General features: G+C 54.2%; 16 protein-coding genes. 10 read left to right on the top strand and 6 right to left on the bottom strand.

The window, feature by feature from the left end; all coding sequences use genetic code 11:
* Positions 1–9: 9 nt before the first annotated feature.
* From yidC to rpmH, 4 genes are read right to left on the bottom strand one after another with little or no spacing between them, the layout of a single operon-like run.
* The gene (gene yidC, locus IAE30_RS22835) at positions 10–1,656 is read right to left on the bottom strand and encodes a membrane protein insertase YidC (protein WP_038643953.1); all 1,647 of its coding nucleotides are present in this window, start codon (positions 1,654–1,656) and stop codon (positions 10–12) included.
* A gap of 2 nt (positions 1,657–1,658) precedes the next feature.
* Positions 1,659–1,916, bottom strand: coding sequence for a membrane protein insertion efficiency factor YidD (gene yidD / locus IAE30_RS22830; RefSeq protein ID WP_007893564.1), 258 nt, complete (start codon positions 1,914–1,916; stop codon positions 1,659–1,661).
* Positions 1,880–2,239: a ribonuclease P protein component gene (rnpA, locus tag IAE30_RS22825; RefSeq protein WP_034830013.1), complete on the bottom strand. Its 360-nt coding sequence runs from the start codon at positions 2,237–2,239 to the stop codon at positions 1,880–1,882. Before rnpA ends, yidD begins: the two co-directional genes overlap by 37 nt.
* Before the next feature lie 14 nt (positions 2,240–2,253).
* Entirely contained in the window at positions 2,254–2,394 is a 141-nt protein-coding gene (gene rpmH / locus IAE30_RS22820; RefSeq protein ID WP_000831330.1) for a 50S ribosomal protein L34, read from the bottom strand.
* 599 nt (positions 2,395–2,993) lie between these two features.
* Here rpmH and dnaA point away from each other — a divergent pair.
* The 4 genes from dnaA (at position 2,994) to gyrB (ending at position 9,191) form a co-directional block, all read left to right on the top strand.
* Positions 2,994–4,394 carry a chromosomal replication initiator protein DnaA gene (gene dnaA / locus IAE30_RS22815; protein ID WP_034830012.1) on the top strand — a complete coding sequence of 467 codons (1,401 nt, stop codon included), beginning with the start codon at positions 2,994–2,996 and terminating at the stop codon, positions 4,392–4,394.
* 5 nt (positions 4,395–4,399) lie between these two features.
* A complete protein-coding gene (dnaN, locus tag IAE30_RS22810) occupies positions 4,400–5,500 on the top strand; it encodes a DNA polymerase III subunit beta (protein ID WP_034830010.1) in 1,101 nt (366 codons plus the stop codon).
* Between the two features lie 179 nt (positions 5,501–5,679).
* The gene (recF, locus tag IAE30_RS22805) at positions 5,680–6,765 is read left to right on the top strand and encodes a DNA replication/repair protein RecF (RefSeq protein ID WP_034830004.1); all 1,086 of its coding nucleotides are present in this window, start codon (positions 5,680–5,682) and stop codon (positions 6,763–6,765) included.
* A 17-nt stretch (positions 6,766–6,782) separates the two neighbouring features.
* A complete protein-coding gene (gene gyrB / locus IAE30_RS22800; protein ID WP_038643951.1) occupies positions 6,783–9,191 on the top strand; it encodes a DNA topoisomerase (ATP-hydrolyzing) subunit B in 2,409 nt (802 codons plus the stop codon).
* Positions 9,192–9,238: 47 nt separating this feature from the next.
* On the opposite strand, the gene IAE30_RS22795 is transcribed toward gyrB, so the two are convergent.
* Both IAE30_RS22795 and IAE30_RS22790 read right to left on the bottom strand, forming a co-directional pair.
* Positions 9,239–9,544, bottom strand: a complete 306-nt coding sequence (locus IAE30_RS22795; RefSeq protein WP_038643950.1) for a helix-turn-helix domain-containing protein — start codon at positions 9,542–9,544, stop codon at positions 9,239–9,241.
* The gene (locus IAE30_RS22790; protein WP_038643949.1) at positions 9,537–9,893 is read right to left on the bottom strand and encodes a type II toxin-antitoxin system RelE/ParE family toxin; all 357 of its coding nucleotides are present in this window, start codon (positions 9,891–9,893) and stop codon (positions 9,537–9,539) included. The genes IAE30_RS22795 and IAE30_RS22790 overlap by 8 nt, the downstream gene beginning before the upstream one ends.
* Before the next feature lie 204 nt (positions 9,894–10,097).
* On the opposite strand from IAE30_RS22790, the gene yidA reads away from it, so the two are divergent.
* The 6 genes from yidA to IAE30_RS22760 all read left to right on the top strand — a co-directional run bounded on the left by yidA (position 10,098) and on the right by IAE30_RS22760 (position 16,258).
* Positions 10,098–10,907 (top strand): sugar-phosphatase, encoded by an 810-nt coding sequence (gene yidA / locus IAE30_RS22785; RefSeq protein WP_038643948.1) that lies wholly within the window; start codon positions 10,098–10,100, stop codon positions 10,905–10,907.
* Positions 10,908–11,352: 445 nt separating this feature from the next.
* Positions 11,353–12,051, top strand: coding sequence for a FadR/GntR family transcriptional regulator (locus IAE30_RS22780; RefSeq protein ID WP_034829999.1), 699 nt, complete (start codon positions 11,353–11,355; stop codon positions 12,049–12,051).
* Entirely contained in the window at positions 12,048–12,923 is an 876-nt protein-coding gene (locus IAE30_RS22775) for a 2-dehydro-3-deoxygalactonokinase (protein WP_200681070.1), read from the top strand. Before IAE30_RS22780 ends, IAE30_RS22775 begins: the two co-directional genes overlap by 4 nt.
* On the top strand, positions 12,907–13,524 hold the full coding sequence (locus IAE30_RS22770; protein ID WP_045833469.1) for a 2-dehydro-3-deoxy-6-phosphogalactonate aldolase: 618 nt from the start codon (positions 12,907–12,909) through the stop codon (positions 13,522–13,524). Before IAE30_RS22775 ends, IAE30_RS22770 begins: the two co-directional genes overlap by 17 nt.
* The gene (dgoD, locus tag IAE30_RS22765) at positions 13,521–14,669 is read left to right on the top strand and encodes a galactonate dehydratase (RefSeq protein WP_038643943.1); all 1,149 of its coding nucleotides are present in this window, start codon (positions 13,521–13,523) and stop codon (positions 14,667–14,669) included. The genes IAE30_RS22770 and dgoD overlap by 4 nt, the downstream gene beginning before the upstream one ends.
* Positions 14,670–14,965: 296 nt before the next feature.
* Positions 14,966–16,258 (top strand): MFS transporter, encoded by a 1,293-nt coding sequence (locus IAE30_RS22760; protein ID WP_038643942.1) that lies wholly within the window; start codon positions 14,966–14,968, stop codon positions 16,256–16,258.
* Positions 16,259–16,471: the final 213 nt, after the last annotated feature.

Raw genomic sequence — 16,471 nt, 5'->3', positions numbered from 1 at the left:
AGTCAGACGTTACGCTTTCTTCTTGTCGCGGCTGTGCAGACCACGTTTTTCCAGCCCGCGATAAATCAGCTGCTGCTGGAGGATGGTCACCAAGTTACTGACGATGTAGTACAGCACCAGACCCGCAGGGAACCACAGGAAGAACACGGTAAAGATAACCGGCATATAAGTCATGATCTTCTGCTGCATCGGATCGGTCACGGTGGTCGGTGACATCTTCTGGATGAAGAACATGGTGATACCCATGATAACCGGCAGAATGTAGTACGGATCCTGCGCGGACAGGTCATGAATCCACAGAATGAACGGTGCATGACGCAGTTCAATCGAACCTGACAGCATGTAGTACAAGGCCAGGAAGATTGGCATCTGGATAACCAGAGGTAAGCAGCCGCCCAGCGGGTTCACTTTCTCTGCCTTGTACAGCGCCATCATTTCCTGGCTCTGCTTCTGCTTGTCATCGCCCAGACGCTCACGCATGGCCTGAATCTTCGGCTGCAGCATGCGCATCTTCGCCATGGAGGTGTACTGCGCTTTGGTCAGCGGGTACATGATGCCACGAACGATGAAGGTGATAACGATAATCGAGAAGCCCCAGTTACCGATAAAGCTGTGCAGGAACTTCAGCAGCTTAAACAGTGGCTGAGAGATGAACCACAACCAACCGTAATCTACGGTCAGATCCAGGTGAGGCGCGATAGCCGCCATTTTGTCCTGGATTTCCGGCCCCAACCACAGGGTTGCGCCCAGGTCTTGCTGTGCGCCGGCTGCCACGGTCACCGGTGAAGATTTATAACCGATTGCCGCAACGCCGTTACCAAGGTTGCTGGTGTACAGGGTGTTGTTACCCTGAGTACGCGGCACCCAGGCGGTAGCGAAGTACTGCTGCAGCATCGCCACCCAACCATTGCTGGTGGTCGCGTTCAGGTTCTCGTTATCCGCGATGGTATCGAATTTGTATTTTTCGTATTTCGCTTCGCTGGTCGAGTACGCTGCGCCACGGAAGGTGTGCAGGGCAAAGTTATTGCTGCCGGTATCACGGTGCTTCGGCAGATCAATGGTCTGCTTCAGCTGACCGAACATCGACACTTCCAGCGGCTGCTGCGAGGCGTTATTGATGTTGTAGTCAACGTTAACCGCGAAGTCGCCACGCTTGAACACGAAGGTTTTGGTATAAACCACACCTTTTTCATCGGTCCAGGTCAGTGGTACACGCAGCTCGGTCTGGCCATCGGCCATCTCGAAGTGATCCTGAGTGGTGGTGAACAGCGGACGAGCGCCATTGTTCGGGTTATCCGGGCCATTACGACCGGTTAAGCCACTCTGCGCCTGATAAACGAAGGCAGGGGTGGTTTCCAGCAACTGGAACGGTGCGTCTGAACCCAGTTTGTCTGGGTAAGTCAGCAGCTGTGCCTGCTCAATATCGCCACCGCGAGTATTGATGCTGAGTGACAGGACATCAGTCTTAACGGTGATCGTTTGGCCCTGACCGCTAGCCGGCACGCCGGAAGAGGCGGCATCACCCGCTGCGCTGCTTGTGTTCTGCGTGGTCTGAGTCTGCTGTGGCTGCGGAGCGTGGTCCGTCTGCCAGGCTTGCCAGATCATAAAAGACACGAACAGAAAAGCGATGAGAAAGAGATTGCGTTGCGAATCCATCGTTAATGTTCTCTGGTATCAAAGGTTTTTGGCGGCACAGGATCGTCACCACCCGGGTTCAAAGGGTGGCATTTTAATACGCGTTTTATCGTCAACCAACTACCTTTTACGACGCCGAAACGACGTAATGCCTCAATCCCATACTGCGAGCAGGTGGGATGGAACCGACAATGAGGTCCAAGTAGTGGGCTGATGGCGCGTTGATAAACGCGTATCAGGGCGATCAGGAGCCGCGAGCCAGGCGACAGTGACGACGCCATAATTTCTCCAACGCTTCCGTTAACGCACGGTTATCGAGGTCAGCAATCCCCTTTTTCGCCACGATGACAAAATCCATCGCAGGCAGCTCGTGTTGGCGCAGACGAAAGCTTTCGCGGGTCAATCGCTTGATCCGGTTGCGTTCATGGGCGCGTTTCACATGCTTTTTGGCGACGGTAAGACCGATGCGGGGATGCCCCAGCGAGTTAAGGCGGCCGAGGATGGTGATTTGCGGCGTACCGGCTCTTTGTGGCTGCTGGAAGACGAAAGTGAAATGAGTGGGAGTTAACAAACGTAACTCCCTGGGAAATGCGAGCTTAACCACGAGGGTTAGCTTTATTACTTAGAAACGGTCAAACGAGCACGGCCTTTAGCACGACGACGTGCCAGAACCTGACGACCATTTTTTGTTGCCATACGAGCACGGAAACCGTGTGAACGGTTGCGCTTCAGTACGGACGGTTGAAAAGTGCGTTTCATGGCGATTTCTACCTAAACTTGAAAATTTTCACTGGGTGACGCGTTTTCGGGCCAGTAAATCGACCTACGCCTCAATGTGTCTTTAATAAAGAGGCGGGATTGTAATAATTGTACAGTCCAGAGTCAATTTACTTCGCAGTTCGCGGCACCTGGAAACCAGATACAGCCCGCTGATTCCGGGCATCAAGGCTTCACGCAATAATGCCGGGTGGGGAATTATACGGGCTATAGGGTAAAGCGCAAGGATCGCGCAGGATCTTCTTGCGATCAATTTGCAGTTTTTTGCGCGGAAACGAGAGGCGACCAGAAAAATTACCTATTTCAGCAAGATCCCCGCTCGCTTTTTCCACAGAAAGCGTAAACTCATTAGCGCTTCACTAGCCTGTGGATAAATTGGATCAAAACTGTGTAGAAAGGGAAGATCTCTGTGCCGCTTTGCGCTATGATCCGCCCTTCCGCTGACGATCCTCACTGCGATCGCCGGGGATGACTACCGCGGATAGCGGTCGCAGGCGCTTTCTGATCGCCTGTGTCAAAAAAGACAGTTTCTATTATTAGCGCCTGAAATTCTTATCGATTTTGTACGAGTGGAGTCCGCCGTGTCACTTACGCTTTGGCAACAGTGTCTTGCCCGTTTGCAGGATGAGCTTCCTGCCACCGAATTCAGCATGTGGATTCGTCCGCTGCAAGCTGAATTAAACGACAATACGCTGACCTTGTATGCACCAAATCGGTTTGTACTCGACTGGGTTCGGGATAAATATCTCAATAGTATTAATGGGCTGCTGAATGAATTCTGCGGTCCGAATGTGCCTTTGCTGCGTTTTGAAGTAGGCACGCGCCCGGCTGCACAGGTTGCAGCCAGCCAGCCTGCCATGGCGGCTTACAGCACCCCTGCTCCTGTTGAAAACCGTCCTGCTCCGGCGCAAATCTTGCGTCCAAGCTGGGACTCAGTGCCCGCCCCGGCGGATGTCACCTACCGCTCAAATGTGAATAACCGCCATAACTTCGATAACTTCGTTGAAGGTAAATCTAACCAGCTGGCGCGCGCGGCGGCACGTCAGGTGGCGGATAATCCTGGTGGTGCTTACAACCCGCTCTTCCTTTATGGCGGAACCGGTTTAGGTAAAACTCACCTGTTACATGCGGTGGGAAATGGCATTATTGCGCGCAAACCGAATGCCAAAGTGGTTTACATGCACTCAGAACGTTTTGTGCAGGACATGGTAAAAGCGCTGCAGAACAACGCCATTGAAGAATTTAAGCGTTATTACCGCTCCGTCGATGCACTGTTGATCGATGACATTCAGTTCTTTGCCAATAAAGAGCGCTCGCAGGAAGAGTTTTTCCATACCTTTAACGCCCTGCTGGAAGGCAATCAGCAGATCATTTTGACCTCGGATCGCTATCCAAAAGAGATCAATGGTGTTGAAGATCGCCTGAAGTCGCGCTTTGGCTGGGGATTAACCGTCGCGATCGAGCCGCCTGAGCTGGAAACGCGAGTGGCGATCCTGATGAAGAAAGCGGATGAAAACGATATTCGTCTGCCGGGCGAAGTCGCCTTCTTTATTGCCAAGCGTCTGCGCTCCAATGTGCGTGAGCTGGAAGGGGCGCTGAACCGCGTCATCGCCAATGCCAACTTTACCGGCCGCGCGATCACCATCGATTTCGTGCGCGAAGCGCTGCGCGATTTGCTGGCGCTGCAGGAAAAGCTGGTCACCATCGATAACATCCAGAAAACGGTGGCCGAATACTACAAGATCAAAGTCGCGGATTTACTGTCGAAGCGCCGTTCGCGCTCGGTGGCACGTCCGCGTCAGATGGCAATGGCAATGGCGAAAGAGTTGACCAACCATAGCCTGCCGGAAATTGGCGATGCGTTTGGTGGCCGCGATCATACCACCGTGCTCCATGCCTGCCGTAAAATTGAGCAGTTGCGTGAAGAGAGCCACGACATCAAAGAAGATTTCTCTAACCTCATTCGAACATTATCTTCCTGACGCATATGAAATTTATTGTAGAACGTGAGCAGTTGCTGAAACCACTGCAACAGGTTAGCGGCCCGCTTGGTGGACGTCCGACCTTACCGATCCTCGGAAATTTACTGTTGCAGGTGAGTGAAGGCGTACTGCGTCTGACCGGCACCGATTTGGAAATGGAGATGGTGGCCCGCGTTGCATTAACGCAGCCCCACGAGCCCGGTGCGACCACCGTCCCCGCGCGTAAATTCCTCGATATCTGTCGCGGTTTGCCAGAGGGCGCGGAAATTAGCCTGACGCTGGAAGGTGACAGAATGCTGGTGCGTTCTGGCCGCAGCCGTTTTTCCTTATCGACGCTGCCCGCCACTGACTTCCCTAATCTGGATGACTGGCAGAGCGAGGTGGAGTTCACCTTGCCACAGGCCACGCTGAAACGTCTGATTGAAGCGACCCAGTTCTCGATGGCGCATCAGGATGTGCGTTACTACCTCAACGGCATGCTGTTTGAGACCGAAGGTGAAGAGTTGCGCACCGTCGCCACCGATGGTCACCGTCTGGCGGTATGCTCCATGCCGATTGGCCAGGCGTTGCCTAACCATTCGGTGATCGTGCCACGTAAAGGTGTGATTGAATTAGTCCGTTTGCTTGATGGCGGCGAGACTCCGCTGCAGGTACAGATCGGCAGCAGCAACATTCGCGCCCACGTTGGTGACTTTATCTTTACCTCTAAGCTGGTTGATGGCCGTTTCCCGGATTATCGCCGTGTATTGCCGAAAAACCCGGACAAAGCGCTGGAAGCGGGATGCGATCTGCTGAAACAGGCGTTTGCCCGTGCAGCGATTCTCTCCAATGAGAAATTCCGCGGTGTTCGCATCTATATCACCGAGAATCAGCTCAAGATCACCGCCAATAACCCTGAACAGGAAGAGGCGGAAGAGATGCTGGATGTGTCGTACAGCGGCACTGAACTGGAGATTGGCTTTAACGTGAGTTACGTGCTGGATGTGCTGAATGCGCTGAAGTGCGAAAACGTGCGGTTGCTGCTGACCGATTCGGTTTCGAGTGTGCAGATTGAAGACGTTGCCAGCCCAGCGGCGGCATACGTCGTCATGCCCATGCGCTTGTGATCTTATAGCGGGCTAACTTACTCGCTATTTTGCCCCCGGGCAGTGCTCGTCCCTGGTCACATACTTCAGTATGCTCCCAGGGCCTGCGCGCTGGCCGTGAGCAAACTAGCTTCGCCGTTAACGCCCTCAATTGCAGGGTTAGGTGAAAACCACTTCTTAATGCGCAGCTGGATTCGTTCATGGCTTTAACCCGCCTCCTGATTAAAGATTTCCGCAACATCGAGCAGGCCGATCTCACGCTGGCACCAGGCTTTAATTTCCTCGTGGGTGCTAACGGCAGCGGTAAAACCAGCGTGCTGGAGGCCATCTACACCCTCGGACATGGCCGCGCATTTCGCAGTTTGCAGGCTGGACGCGTGATTCGTCACGATCAGGATGCGTTTGTCCTGCACGGACGAATTGAAGGCAGCGAGCGCGAATTGGCCGTGGGGCTGACCAAAAATCGCGCCGGTGATAGCAAAGTGCGCATCGACGGCAGTGACGGTCATAAAGTGGCGGAGCTGGCGCAGTTGCTGCCGATGCAGTTGATCACGCCGGAAGGGTTTACTTTGCTCAACGGCGGCCCCAAATACCGTAGAGCCTATATTGATTGGGGATGCTTTCACTCCGCACCCGGTTTCTTCAATGCCTGGAATAATCTACGGCGTCTGATGAAACAGCGTAACGCCGCGCTGAGACAAGTTTCGCGTTACAGCCAAATTCGCCCGTGGGATCAGGAACTGGTGCCGCTGGCCGAACAGATTAGCCAGTGGCGAGCCGAGTACAGTGCGGCGATCTCGAAAGAGATTATCGCTACCTGCAGTCAGTTTTTACCAGAGTTTGAGTTGTCGTTTTCGTTTCAGCGCGGCTGGGATAAAGAGAGCGACTTTGCCGAACTGCTGGAACGTAATTTCGAGCGCGATCGCGCGCTCACCTATACCGCCAGCGGCCCGCACAAAGCGGATTTTCGCATTCGTGCGGAAGGCACGCCGGTGGAAGATTTACTCTCACGCGGTCAATTAAAGCTGCTGATGTGTGCACTGCGTTTAGCGCAGGGTGAATATCTGACGCGCAGCAGCGGACGTCGCTGTTTGTACCTGATTGATGACTTTGCTTCGGAGCTGGACGATTCGCGTCGTCGGTTGCTTGCCGAGCGCCTGAAAGCCACGCAGGCTCAGGTATTTGTCAGCGCCATTGGTGTCGAACATGTAATCGACATGAGTGACGAAAAGGGCAAGATGTTCCGCGTGGAACAGGGTAAAATAGCGGTTCAACCTGAAGATTAAATGAGCGAGAAACGTTGATGTCGAATTCTTATGACTCCTCAAGTATCAAAGTCCTTAAAGGGCTTGATGCGGTACGCAAACGCCCGGGTATGTATATCGGTGATACCGATGACGGCACCGGTCTGCATCACATGGTATTCGAGGTCGTGGATAACGCAATCGACGAAGCGCTCGCGGGTCACTGTAGTGACATCGTCGTCACCATCCATGCGGACAATTCTGTGTCTGTCCAGGATGATGGCCGTGGTATTCCGACCGGCATTCACCCGGAAGAGGGTGTGTCTGCGGCAGAAGTGATCATGACCGTGTTACACGCCGGCGGTAAATTCGACGATAACTCGTATAAAGTTTCCGGTGGTCTGCACGGCGTGGGCGTGTCAGTGGTTAACGCCCTGTCGCAGAAGCTGGAGCTGACGATTCGTCGCGAAGGCAAAGTCCACCAGCAGATTTATCAGCACGGCGTGCCGCAGGCACCGCTGGCGGTATCCGGTGAAACCGAAGCCACCGGTACGCGCGTCCGTTTCTGGCCGAGCTACGAAACCTTCACCAACGTGATCGAATTCGAATACGACATCCTGGCAAAACGCCTGCGTGAATTGTCGTTCCTGAACTCAGGCGTCTCTATCCGTCTGGAAGACAAGCGTGACGGCAAGAGCGACCACTTCCACTACGAAGGCGGTATCAAGGCGTTTGTTGAGTACCTCAACAAGAACAAAACCCCGATTCACCCAACCGTGTTCTATTTCTCTAACGAGAAAGACGGTATTGGTGTGGAAGTCGCGCTGCAGTGGAACGATGGTTTCCAGGAAAACATCTACTGCTTCACCAACAACATTCCACAGCGCGATGGCGGTACGCACCTGGCCGGCTTCCGTGCGGCAATGACGCGTACGCTGAACGCCTACATGGATAAAGAAGGCTACAGCAAAAAAGCCAAAGTCAGCGCCACCGGTGATGATGCGCGTGAAGGCCTGATTGCGGTCGTCTCGGTGAAAGTACCGGATCCGAAGTTCTCCTCACAGACCAAAGACAAGCTGGTCTCTTCTGAGGTGAAATCGGCGGTTGAGCAGCAGATGAACGAACTGCTGAGCGAATACCTGCTGGAAAACCCGTCAGACGCGAAAATCGTAGTTGGCAAAATCATCGATGCCGCGCGTGCACGTGAAGCGGCACGCCGCGCCCGTGAAATGACCCGTCGTAAAGGCGCGCTGGACTTGGCTGGTCTGCCGGGCAAGCTGGCGGATTGCCAGGAACGTGACCCTGCGTTGTCTGAAATTTACCTTGTGGAAGGGGACTCAGCGGGCGGCTCTGCGAAGCAGGGACGTAACCGTAAGAACCAGGCGATCCTGCCGTTGAAAGGTAAAATCCTCAACGTAGAGAAAGCGCGTTTCGACAAGATGCTCTCTTCCCAGGAAGTGGCTACGCTGATCACCGCACTCGGTTGTGGTATCGGACGCGACGAATATAACCCGGACAAACTGCGTTATCACAGCATCATCATCATGACCGATGCTGACGTCGATGGCTCGCACATCCGTACGCTGCTGTTGACCTTCTTCTACCGTCAGATGCCGGAAATCGTCGAGCGTGGTCATGTTTATATTGCTCAGCCGCCACTGTACAAAGTGAAGAAAGGCAAGCAAGAACAGTACATTAAAGATGACGAAGCGATGGATCAGTACCAGATCGCTATCGCGCTTGATGGCGCAACACTGCACACCAACGCCAGTGCACCGGCGCTCGGCGGCCAACCGCTGGAAAATCTGGTGGGCGATTTCAACAGCACCCAGCGCATGATCAAGCGTATGGAACGTCGCTTCCCAACGGCAATGCTGCGTGGCCTGATCTACCATCCAACCCTGAGCGATCTCAGCAATGAAGCCGCAGTTAAAGGCTGGATTGAAGGTTTAGTCGCATACCTGACCGAGCGCGAAGCGCACGGCAGCAGCTATATGGCGCACGTACGCACCAACAGCGAACTGAACGTGTTCGAACCGGTATTGCGTGTGCGTACGCACGGCGTTGATACCGACTATCCGATGGACAGCGAGTTCATTGATGGACCGGAATACCGTAAAATCTGTGGTCTGGGCGAGCAGCTGCGCGGCCTGATTGAAGAAGATGCGTTTATCGAACGTGGCGATCGCCGTCAGCCAGTGACCAGCTTTGAGCAGGCAATTGAGTGGCTGGTGAAAGAGTCACGCCGTGGTCTGTCAGTCCAGCGCTATAAAGGTCTGGGCGAAATGAACCCAGAGCAGCTGTGGGAAACCACCATGGATCCAGATAGCCGCCGCATGCTGCGCGTCACCATCAAAGACGCCATCGCGGCTGACCAGCTGTTCACCACGCTGATGGGCGATGCGGTTGAACCGCGCCGCGCCTTCATCGAAGAGAACGCGCTGAAAGCCGCTAACATCGATATCTGATGTGAACAAAAAAACCCTTCCATACCTGGAAGGGTTTTTTTAGCTGTTTAAACCCGAATCGTCCTGCCTACGGATCCGTCCGGCATTTCAATCAACAAGCTGAGTTTTCCACCCATCGCCTCAATATAACGTTTAATAGTAATCAGGCGCTGATCGGCTCCCGCTTGTTCAATCTGTGTGATACGAGGTTGCTTCACCCCCATCGCTTCAGCCACTGTTTTTTGTGACAGCTCCAACTCCTCGCGCAATAGCTGCAATCCGGTTTCCAGGATCAGCTCATCAGCCATTTGCTGAATGTCAGCACGTTCAGAGGCAGAAAAGGCGTCATTCAAAAAGTCTTTAAGGTCAGTCATTTGCTTTACCCTCCAGATCAGCCAGGTGGCAGGAAAAAATTTCATCGGCAGATTCAATCATGCGCTGATAAAAATGCTTATCACCCGTTTTATCTCCAGCACACAACACGATAGCTTTACGCTGAATATCGAACGCATAAAACGCGCGAATAGGGTGACCCGCATATTGCACCCTGAGCTCTTTCATATTGTGAAAGCGCGATCCGCTCACCGTGTCAGCGTAGGGGCGGGGGAGCAATGGGCCATAATGCTGAAGGTTTAATAATGCTGCCGCGACGCGTTTTCTTAAGCCGCTATCTTGCTGGAGCAACCACTCCTCAAACGGTTCGGTTAATTGGACCTGCCACATTACGCAATCTCCATATAAGTGATTGCTTATACAAATTTATAAGCAATAGCTTATATAGTCAAGTCGCCTCCCGATTGTAAAAGGTCTAAGTGCTGACGTGGAAGCGACAACACAAACTAACCTCCCCCTCCGTTGCCGATTAACTGGTCAATGTGAGCTGAATCGCGCTAGCATTAAACAAACTCTGACTTAACCGAGGATGTTATGGCGATAAAATTGATTGCGATCGATATGGACGGCACGCTGCTTAACCCGCAGCACGAAGTGACGGCGGCGGTGAAATCGGCCATTGGTCGTGCACGCGATAAAGGTGTCTCTATCGTGCTGGCGACTGGCCGTCCATTTGTGGGTGTCGAGCGCTACCTGATGGAACTGGATATGCAGCAGCCCGGCCAGTATTGCATCAGTAACAATGGTGCGCTGGTGCACAGCGCGGACAGCGGCGACGTGGTGGCTGAACAGACGCTCAGTTTTGATGACTATCTCTACCTTGAGCAGCTGGCGCGCGACCTCGGTGTGCATTTCCAGGCGTTCGACAAATCTTTCCTCTACACGCCAAATAAAGACATCAGCGAATACACCATCCATGAAGCCAGCCTGACCGGCATTCCGGTACGCTACCGCGCGGTGGAAGAGATGGACCCGGCCACACGCTTCCCGAAACTGATGATGATCGACAAGCCACATTTGCTGGATAAAGCGATTGCTGGCCTGCCTGCGCGTGCGCGTGACAGCTACACCATCCTGAAAAGTGCACCGTACTACCTCGAAATTCTCAATCCACTGGTCAATAAAGGCTACGGCGTGAAAATGCTGGCGGACAAACTCGGCCTGCATCAGTCGGAAGTGATGGCGATTGGCGATCAGGAAAACGACCTGGCGATGATTGAGTACGCGGGAACTGGCGTCGCGATGGGTAATGCCATTGATTCAGTCAAAAACATTGCGCAATTCGTGACCAAAACCAATATGGAAGATGGCGTCGCGCATGCCATTGAAGAGCTGGTGCTGTAATCCATTCTTTTGCGGGCAGCGCGCAGCTGTCCGCCTCTCTGAACTCATCCTGCAAATGCCCATCGGTCACCATCAATGCCGACACAACGAATGATCGTTCCGGTTTACGTGTATGCATACTCCACAAATGATGAACCAGCGAACGGTCAGTCCAGTTTCCGCACAGTACGCATTGCTACACCATGAATGATCACCCAACGAGCGAGCTTCTCAGTTTCTGCCGAGTACGCACTGATCCTTTATAGGCAAGGCCCCAACCCATGCGCAGCTCGATTGCGTCGGAGCTCAATTATGCGCCCATGGATTGTCTATTATGTGATCCAGATTGTAGTACAACCAATATTTTTAGTACTACAATCGGCATCGCAGATTAAGGTGTCAGTTGGGTTTCACCACACGAAAGCAGTAATCTGATGGGCTACCGTCTTTCACTGAATGGAACATCATGACGCAAGAACAATTAAGCAAAACCGAGCGCATCATCCTGACGCTGGGTGAAGAAATTGTAGCAGGGAAGTATGTGCCGGGCGCTGCGTTGCCAGCCGAAGCCGAGTTGTGTGAACGGTTTGGCACCTCGCGCAACATCATCCGCGAAGTATTTCGCTCGCTGATGGCAAAGCGGTTGATGGAGATGAAGCGTTACCGTGGCGCCTTTGTGACGCCGCGCAATCAGTGGAATTACCTCGACAGCGATGTCCTGCAATGGGCACTGGCGCACGATCAAGATCCCAGACTGATTGCCGCCATGAGTGAAGTGCGCGTGCTGGTGGAGCCGCAGATTGCGCGCTGGTCGGCGGAACGCGCGACCTCCAACGATTTGGCGGCGATTGAGCAGGCTTATAACGACATGGTTGCTCATCATCTCGATCGGGAAGCATTCAATGAGGCGGATATCCGCTACCACGAAGCGGTGCTAGCTTCGGTGCACAATCCGGTATTGCAGCAGCTTAACGTGGCGATCAGCCAGTTACAGAAAGCGGTGTTTGCGAAAACCTACATGGCGGATTCCGGCAACATGCCGCGCACCTTAGCCGAACACAAAGCGCTATTTGATGCTATCCGACACCAGGATGGCGATGCGGCGGAGCAGGCGGCGAAAGCGATGATCGCCAGCTCCACTGCCCGACTCAAGGAGATTATGTGACCAGCTATATCGCGATTGATTGGGGCTCAACTAATCTGCGTGCCTGGCATTATCAGCAGGGCAACTGCGTTGATGAGCGCCGGTCAGAAGCGGGCGTCACGCGTCTTGGCGGACGCACGCCCGCGGAGGTATTTGCCAGTGTGACAGATGGCTGGCCAGTGAATGACGTGCCGGTGGTGATGGCGGGCATGGTCGGTAGCAATGCAGGCTGGCTTGCAGTGCCTTATCTGGCCTGTCCGGTGGCGTTGGACCAACTCAGCAGCCGCCTGACCCGCGTTGAAGACAAAGCATGGATCGTGCCGGGATTGAGTGTCGAACGGGCTGACAACTACAACGTGATGCGCGGTGAAGAAACGCAATTGCTAGGTGCCTTAGCGCTGCAACCCGCCACGCAGTATGTGATGCCTGGCACGCATGCCAAATGGGTGCAGGTGGAGCAGCAGCGTGTGCAGGACTTTCGCACGGTGATGACGGGTGAACTGCATCATCTGCTGCTGAAACAGTCGCTAATCGGCGCGGGTTTACCCGAGCAGGAAGAGAATCCGGCCGCTTTCCGTGAGGGCTTGGCGGTCGGCAGCCACGACGCATCGATCCTTTCCCGGCTGTTCGAAGTGCGTGCTTCTCATGTATTGGGCGCACGCGATCGCCGCCATATCAGCGATTTCCTATCCGGCCTGCTGATTGGCCATGAAGTGGCGTTGATGACGCAACACGCGGATCGCAGCCAACCGATCATCATTATTGCCGGAAATGCGCTGGCGCAGCGCTATCAGCAGGCGCTGCAATTTATCGGCATGGATTCAGTTACCCTGGAAGGCGACCGCGCGTTCCAGCATGGAATAAGGAGTATTGCAGATGACCTGGCACACTAAATTGCCATTGATCGCCATCCTGCGTGGCATCACGCCAGACGAGGCCGAAGCGCACGTGGGTGCCCTGATTGAAGCGGGTTTCGATGCCATCGAGATCCCGCTGAATTCACCGGAATGGGCCAAAAGCATCGGCGCGATGGTGCAGACTTTCGGCGATAAAGCGCTGATCGGTGCGGGCACCGTGTTGCATCCGGCGCAGGTCGATGAGCTGGCCACGCTTAACAGTAAGCTGGTAGTGACGCCGAATACCGATGCGGCCGTGATCCGTCAGGCCGTGGCGAAAGGGATGATTGTAGCTGCAGGTTGCGCCACTGCTACCGAAGCCTTCACCGCACTGCAGGCGGGTGCCCAGGCGCTGAAAATCTTCCCCTCGTCGGCGTTTGGTCCCGGCTACATCAAGGCTTTGAAAGCGGTGCTGCCGCCGGAAGTGCCGGTGTTTGCGGTGGGCGGCGTGACGCCAGAAAATCTGCATGAATTTTTGGCCGCAGGCTGCATTGGCGCAGGTTTGGGCAGCGATCTCTATCGCGCCGGCCAGCCGCTGTCGCGCACTGTGGAGAAAGCTCGCGCATTTATTGCTGCTTATAAGGATGCTGTACGATGAAAATTACCAAACTGACCACTTATCGCCTGCCGCCGCGCTGGATGTTCCTGAAAATCGAAACCGATGAAGGCATCGTTGGCTGGGGCGAACCGGTGATTGAAGGGCGCGCACGCAGCGTCGAAGCGGCCGTGCATGAGCTGTCGGAATATCTGATTGGTCAGGACCCGGCACGCATCAACGATTTGTGGCAGGTGATGTATCGCGGTGGATTCTATCGCGGCGGTCCGATTTTGATGAGCGCCATCGCCGGTATCGACCAGGCATTGTGGGATATCAAAGGCAAAGCGCTGGGTGTGCCAGTGTATCAGTTGCTTGGTGGTCTGGTGCGTGACAGCATCAAGGCGTATAGCTGGGTAGGCGGCGATCGCCCGGAAGAAGTCGTCGATGGCATCAAGAAACTGCGCAAGATTGGCTTCGACACCTTCAAGCTGAATGGCTGCGAAGAGATGGGCATTATCGACAACTCGCGCAAAGTGGATGCAGCGGTGAATACCGTGGCACAGATTCGCGAAGCCTTTGGCAAAGAGATTGAGTTCGGTCTCGATTTCCACGGCCGCGTCAGTGCGCCAATGGCGAAAGTGCTGATCAAAGAGCTGGAGCCGTATCGTCCGCTGTTTATTGAAGAACCGGTGCTGGCGGAACAGGCGGAATATTATCCGCGCCTGGCGGCGCAAACCCATATTCCGATTGCCGCAGGCGAACGTATGTTCTCGCGCTTCGAGTTCAAGCGTGTGCTGGAAGCGGGTGGCCTGGCGATTCTGCAACCGGATCTGTCGCATGCGGGCGGTATCACCGAATGCTACAAAATTGCCGCGATGGCAGAGTCTTACGATGTGGCGCTGGCACCACACTGCCCGCTCGGCCCCATCGCGCTGGCTGCCTGCCTGCACGTCGATTTCGTGTCACGCAACGCGGTGTTCCAGGAGCAGAGCATGGGCATTCACTATAATCAGGGTGCTGAACTGCTGGATTACGTCATCAATAAAGATGATTTCAAAATGGATGATGGTCACTTCTATCCACTGAATAAACCGGGTCTCGGTGTGGAAATTAACGAAGAGCTGGTGATTGAAAGAAGTAAAAATGCACCGGACTGGCGCAATCCATTATGGCGTTTCCCAGACGGATCGGTCGCTGAGTGGTAATACCCGTCATAATTTAAGCTACAGATGCGTTGGCTGTGCTTACTCACCTTAAGTAAGCTGCTGGGAATATATTCCCTTGCCACCTTTCTGCACGTCGAATTATTTAGGGTATAAGAATTTATAACATCTTTTAGATAAAGATATGCCGGTGAAATAAGGCATAGGGCCTCGCTCAGCCTTATCCCGGCAGATGACATTTACCGCCTGTGCGGTTTTACCTTCACTATCCTTACCCTGCATTTGTAGCGGCGGGCATCGTCACGCCTGAACTACAAATATGATTACGGAGACACACCATGGATCTCTCTGCTGTTCAGGCCAAACCAACCCGGCGCCGTTATATTACGCTGCTGATGATTTTTATTACGGTGGTGATTTGCTATGTCGACCGCGCTAATTTAGCGGTGGCCTCTGCGCATATTCAGGAAGAGTTCGGCATCAGTAAAGCGGAGATGGGATATGTCTTCTCTGCCTTTGCCTGGTTATATACGCTGTGCCAGATCCCCGGCGGCTGGTTCCTCGATCGCGTCGGTTCCCGCCTGACCTATTTTATTGCCATCTTCGGCTGGTCGGTCGCCACGTTATTCCAGGGTTTTGCCAGCGGATTATTATCGCTGATTGGCTTGCGTGCCATTACCGGCATCTTTGAAGCGCCCGCGTTCCCGACCAACAATCGCCTGGTCACCAGCTGGTTCCCGGAGCAGGAGCGCGCCTCTGCCGTGGGCTTTTATACCTCCGGTCAGTTTGTCGGTCTCGCCTTTCTTACACCGTTGCTGATCTGGATTCAGGAACTGTTGAGCTGGCACTGGGTGTTCATCATCACAGGCGCTATCGGCATCATCTGGTCGCTGGTGTGGATCAAGTTCTATCAAGCCCCAAGCCAGAGCAAAGGCATCAACCAGGCGGAACTGGACTATATCCGTGAAGGGGGGGCGATGGTGGACGGCGATGCACCCGCGGCGAAAAAAACGCGCACCAAACTCACCGCTGCCGACTGGAAGCTGGTGTTCCATCGCAAACTGTGCGGCGTGTATCTTGGCCAGTTCGCGGTGACATCTACGCTGTGGTTCTTCCTGACCTGGTTCCCGAACTATCTGACGCAGGAAAAACACATCTCTGCGCTTACGGCCGGTTTTATGACGACCGTGCCGTTCCTGGCCGCCTTCTTTGGTGTGATTCTTTCTGGCATCGTGGCCGATCGTCTGGTGCGCAGCGGGCGTTCCCTTGGTTTTGCGCGTAAAACGCCGATTATCTGCGGATTGCTGATCTCTACCTGCATCATGGGGGCTAACTACACCAACGATCCGGTGTGGATCATGACGCTGATGGCCATCGCGTTCTTCGGCAACGGCTTCGCCTCTATTACCTGGTCGCTGGTGTCGTCGCTGGCGCCGGTTCGCCTGATTGGTTTGACCGGTGGGATGTTCAACTTTATCGGTGGATTAGGTGGCATCACGGTGCCGCTGGTGGTGGGCTACCTGGCGCAGGACTACGGCTTTGCCCCGGCGCTGGTGTATATCTCTGCCGTGGCGTTGGTCGGTGCGCTGTCGTACATCCTGCTGGTCGGGGATGTGAAGCGCGTAGGGTGATCGATAACGCGCGATAAAACCTGCCGCTACGGACATACATGATGCGTAGCGGCATCATTTATGGCGCGTCTGCCCGCGTTTAGTCGCGCAATCCGTTAGTGCTTTATTCTGCAATCTGTCACTCATTTCTAACGCATCGATGCGTATTGCATCGCGCCAACCGCTCGCAAATTATTGCGCCACGCCTGCTGCACCTCACCCGATAATCGCGTA

Source organism: Pantoea sp. S61 (genome assembly GCF_016625145.1).
GTDB lineage: Bacteria > Pseudomonadota > Gammaproteobacteria > Enterobacterales > Enterobacteriaceae > Pantoea > Pantoea rwandensis_B.
Note: the sequence above shows the minus strand (reverse complement) of the source record. Positions and strands in the feature narration are given on the sequence as shown.

What these genes read in the sequence shown, in the direction of transcription:
- dgoD (WP_038643943.1), top strand. Translation starts at nt 13,521, where the DNA reads ATGAAAATTACCAAACTGACCACTTATCGCCTGCCGCCGCGCTGGATG.
- yidD (WP_007893564.1), bottom strand. Translation starts at nt 1,916, where the DNA reads ATGGCGTCGTCACTGTCGCCTGGCTCGCGGCTCCTGATCGCCCTGATA.
- IAE30_RS22770 (WP_045833469.1), top strand. Translation starts at nt 12,907, where the DNA reads ATGACCTGGCACACTAAATTGCCATTGATCGCCATCCTGCGTGGCATC.
- IAE30_RS22790 (WP_038643949.1), bottom strand. Translation starts at nt 9,893, where the DNA reads ATGTGGCAGGTCCAATTAACCGAACCGTTTGAGGAGTGGTTGCTCCAG.
- rpmH (WP_000831330.1), bottom strand. Translation starts at nt 2,394, where the DNA reads ATGAAACGCACTTTTCAACCGTCCGTACTGAAGCGCAACCGTTCACAC.
- IAE30_RS22780 (WP_034829999.1), top strand. Translation starts at nt 11,353, where the DNA reads ATGACGCAAGAACAATTAAGCAAAACCGAGCGCATCATCCTGACGCTG.
- IAE30_RS22795 (WP_038643950.1), bottom strand. Translation starts at nt 9,544, where the DNA reads ATGACTGACCTTAAAGACTTTTTGAATGACGCCTTTTCTGCCTCTGAA.
- gyrB (WP_038643951.1), top strand. Translation starts at nt 6,783, where the DNA reads ATGTCGAATTCTTATGACTCCTCAAGTATCAAAGTCCTTAAAGGGCTT.
- IAE30_RS22760 (WP_038643942.1), top strand. Translation starts at nt 14,966, where the DNA reads ATGGATCTCTCTGCTGTTCAGGCCAAACCAACCCGGCGCCGTTATATT.
- recF (WP_034830004.1), top strand. Translation starts at nt 5,680, where the DNA reads ATGGCTTTAACCCGCCTCCTGATTAAAGATTTCCGCAACATCGAGCAG.
- yidA (WP_038643948.1), top strand. Translation starts at nt 10,098, where the DNA reads ATGGCGATAAAATTGATTGCGATCGATATGGACGGCACGCTGCTTAAC.
- yidC (WP_038643953.1), bottom strand. Translation starts at nt 1,656, where the DNA reads ATGGATTCGCAACGCAATCTCTTTCTCATCGCTTTTCTGTTCGTGTCT.
- dnaN (WP_034830010.1), top strand. Translation starts at nt 4,400, where the DNA reads ATGAAATTTATTGTAGAACGTGAGCAGTTGCTGAAACCACTGCAACAG.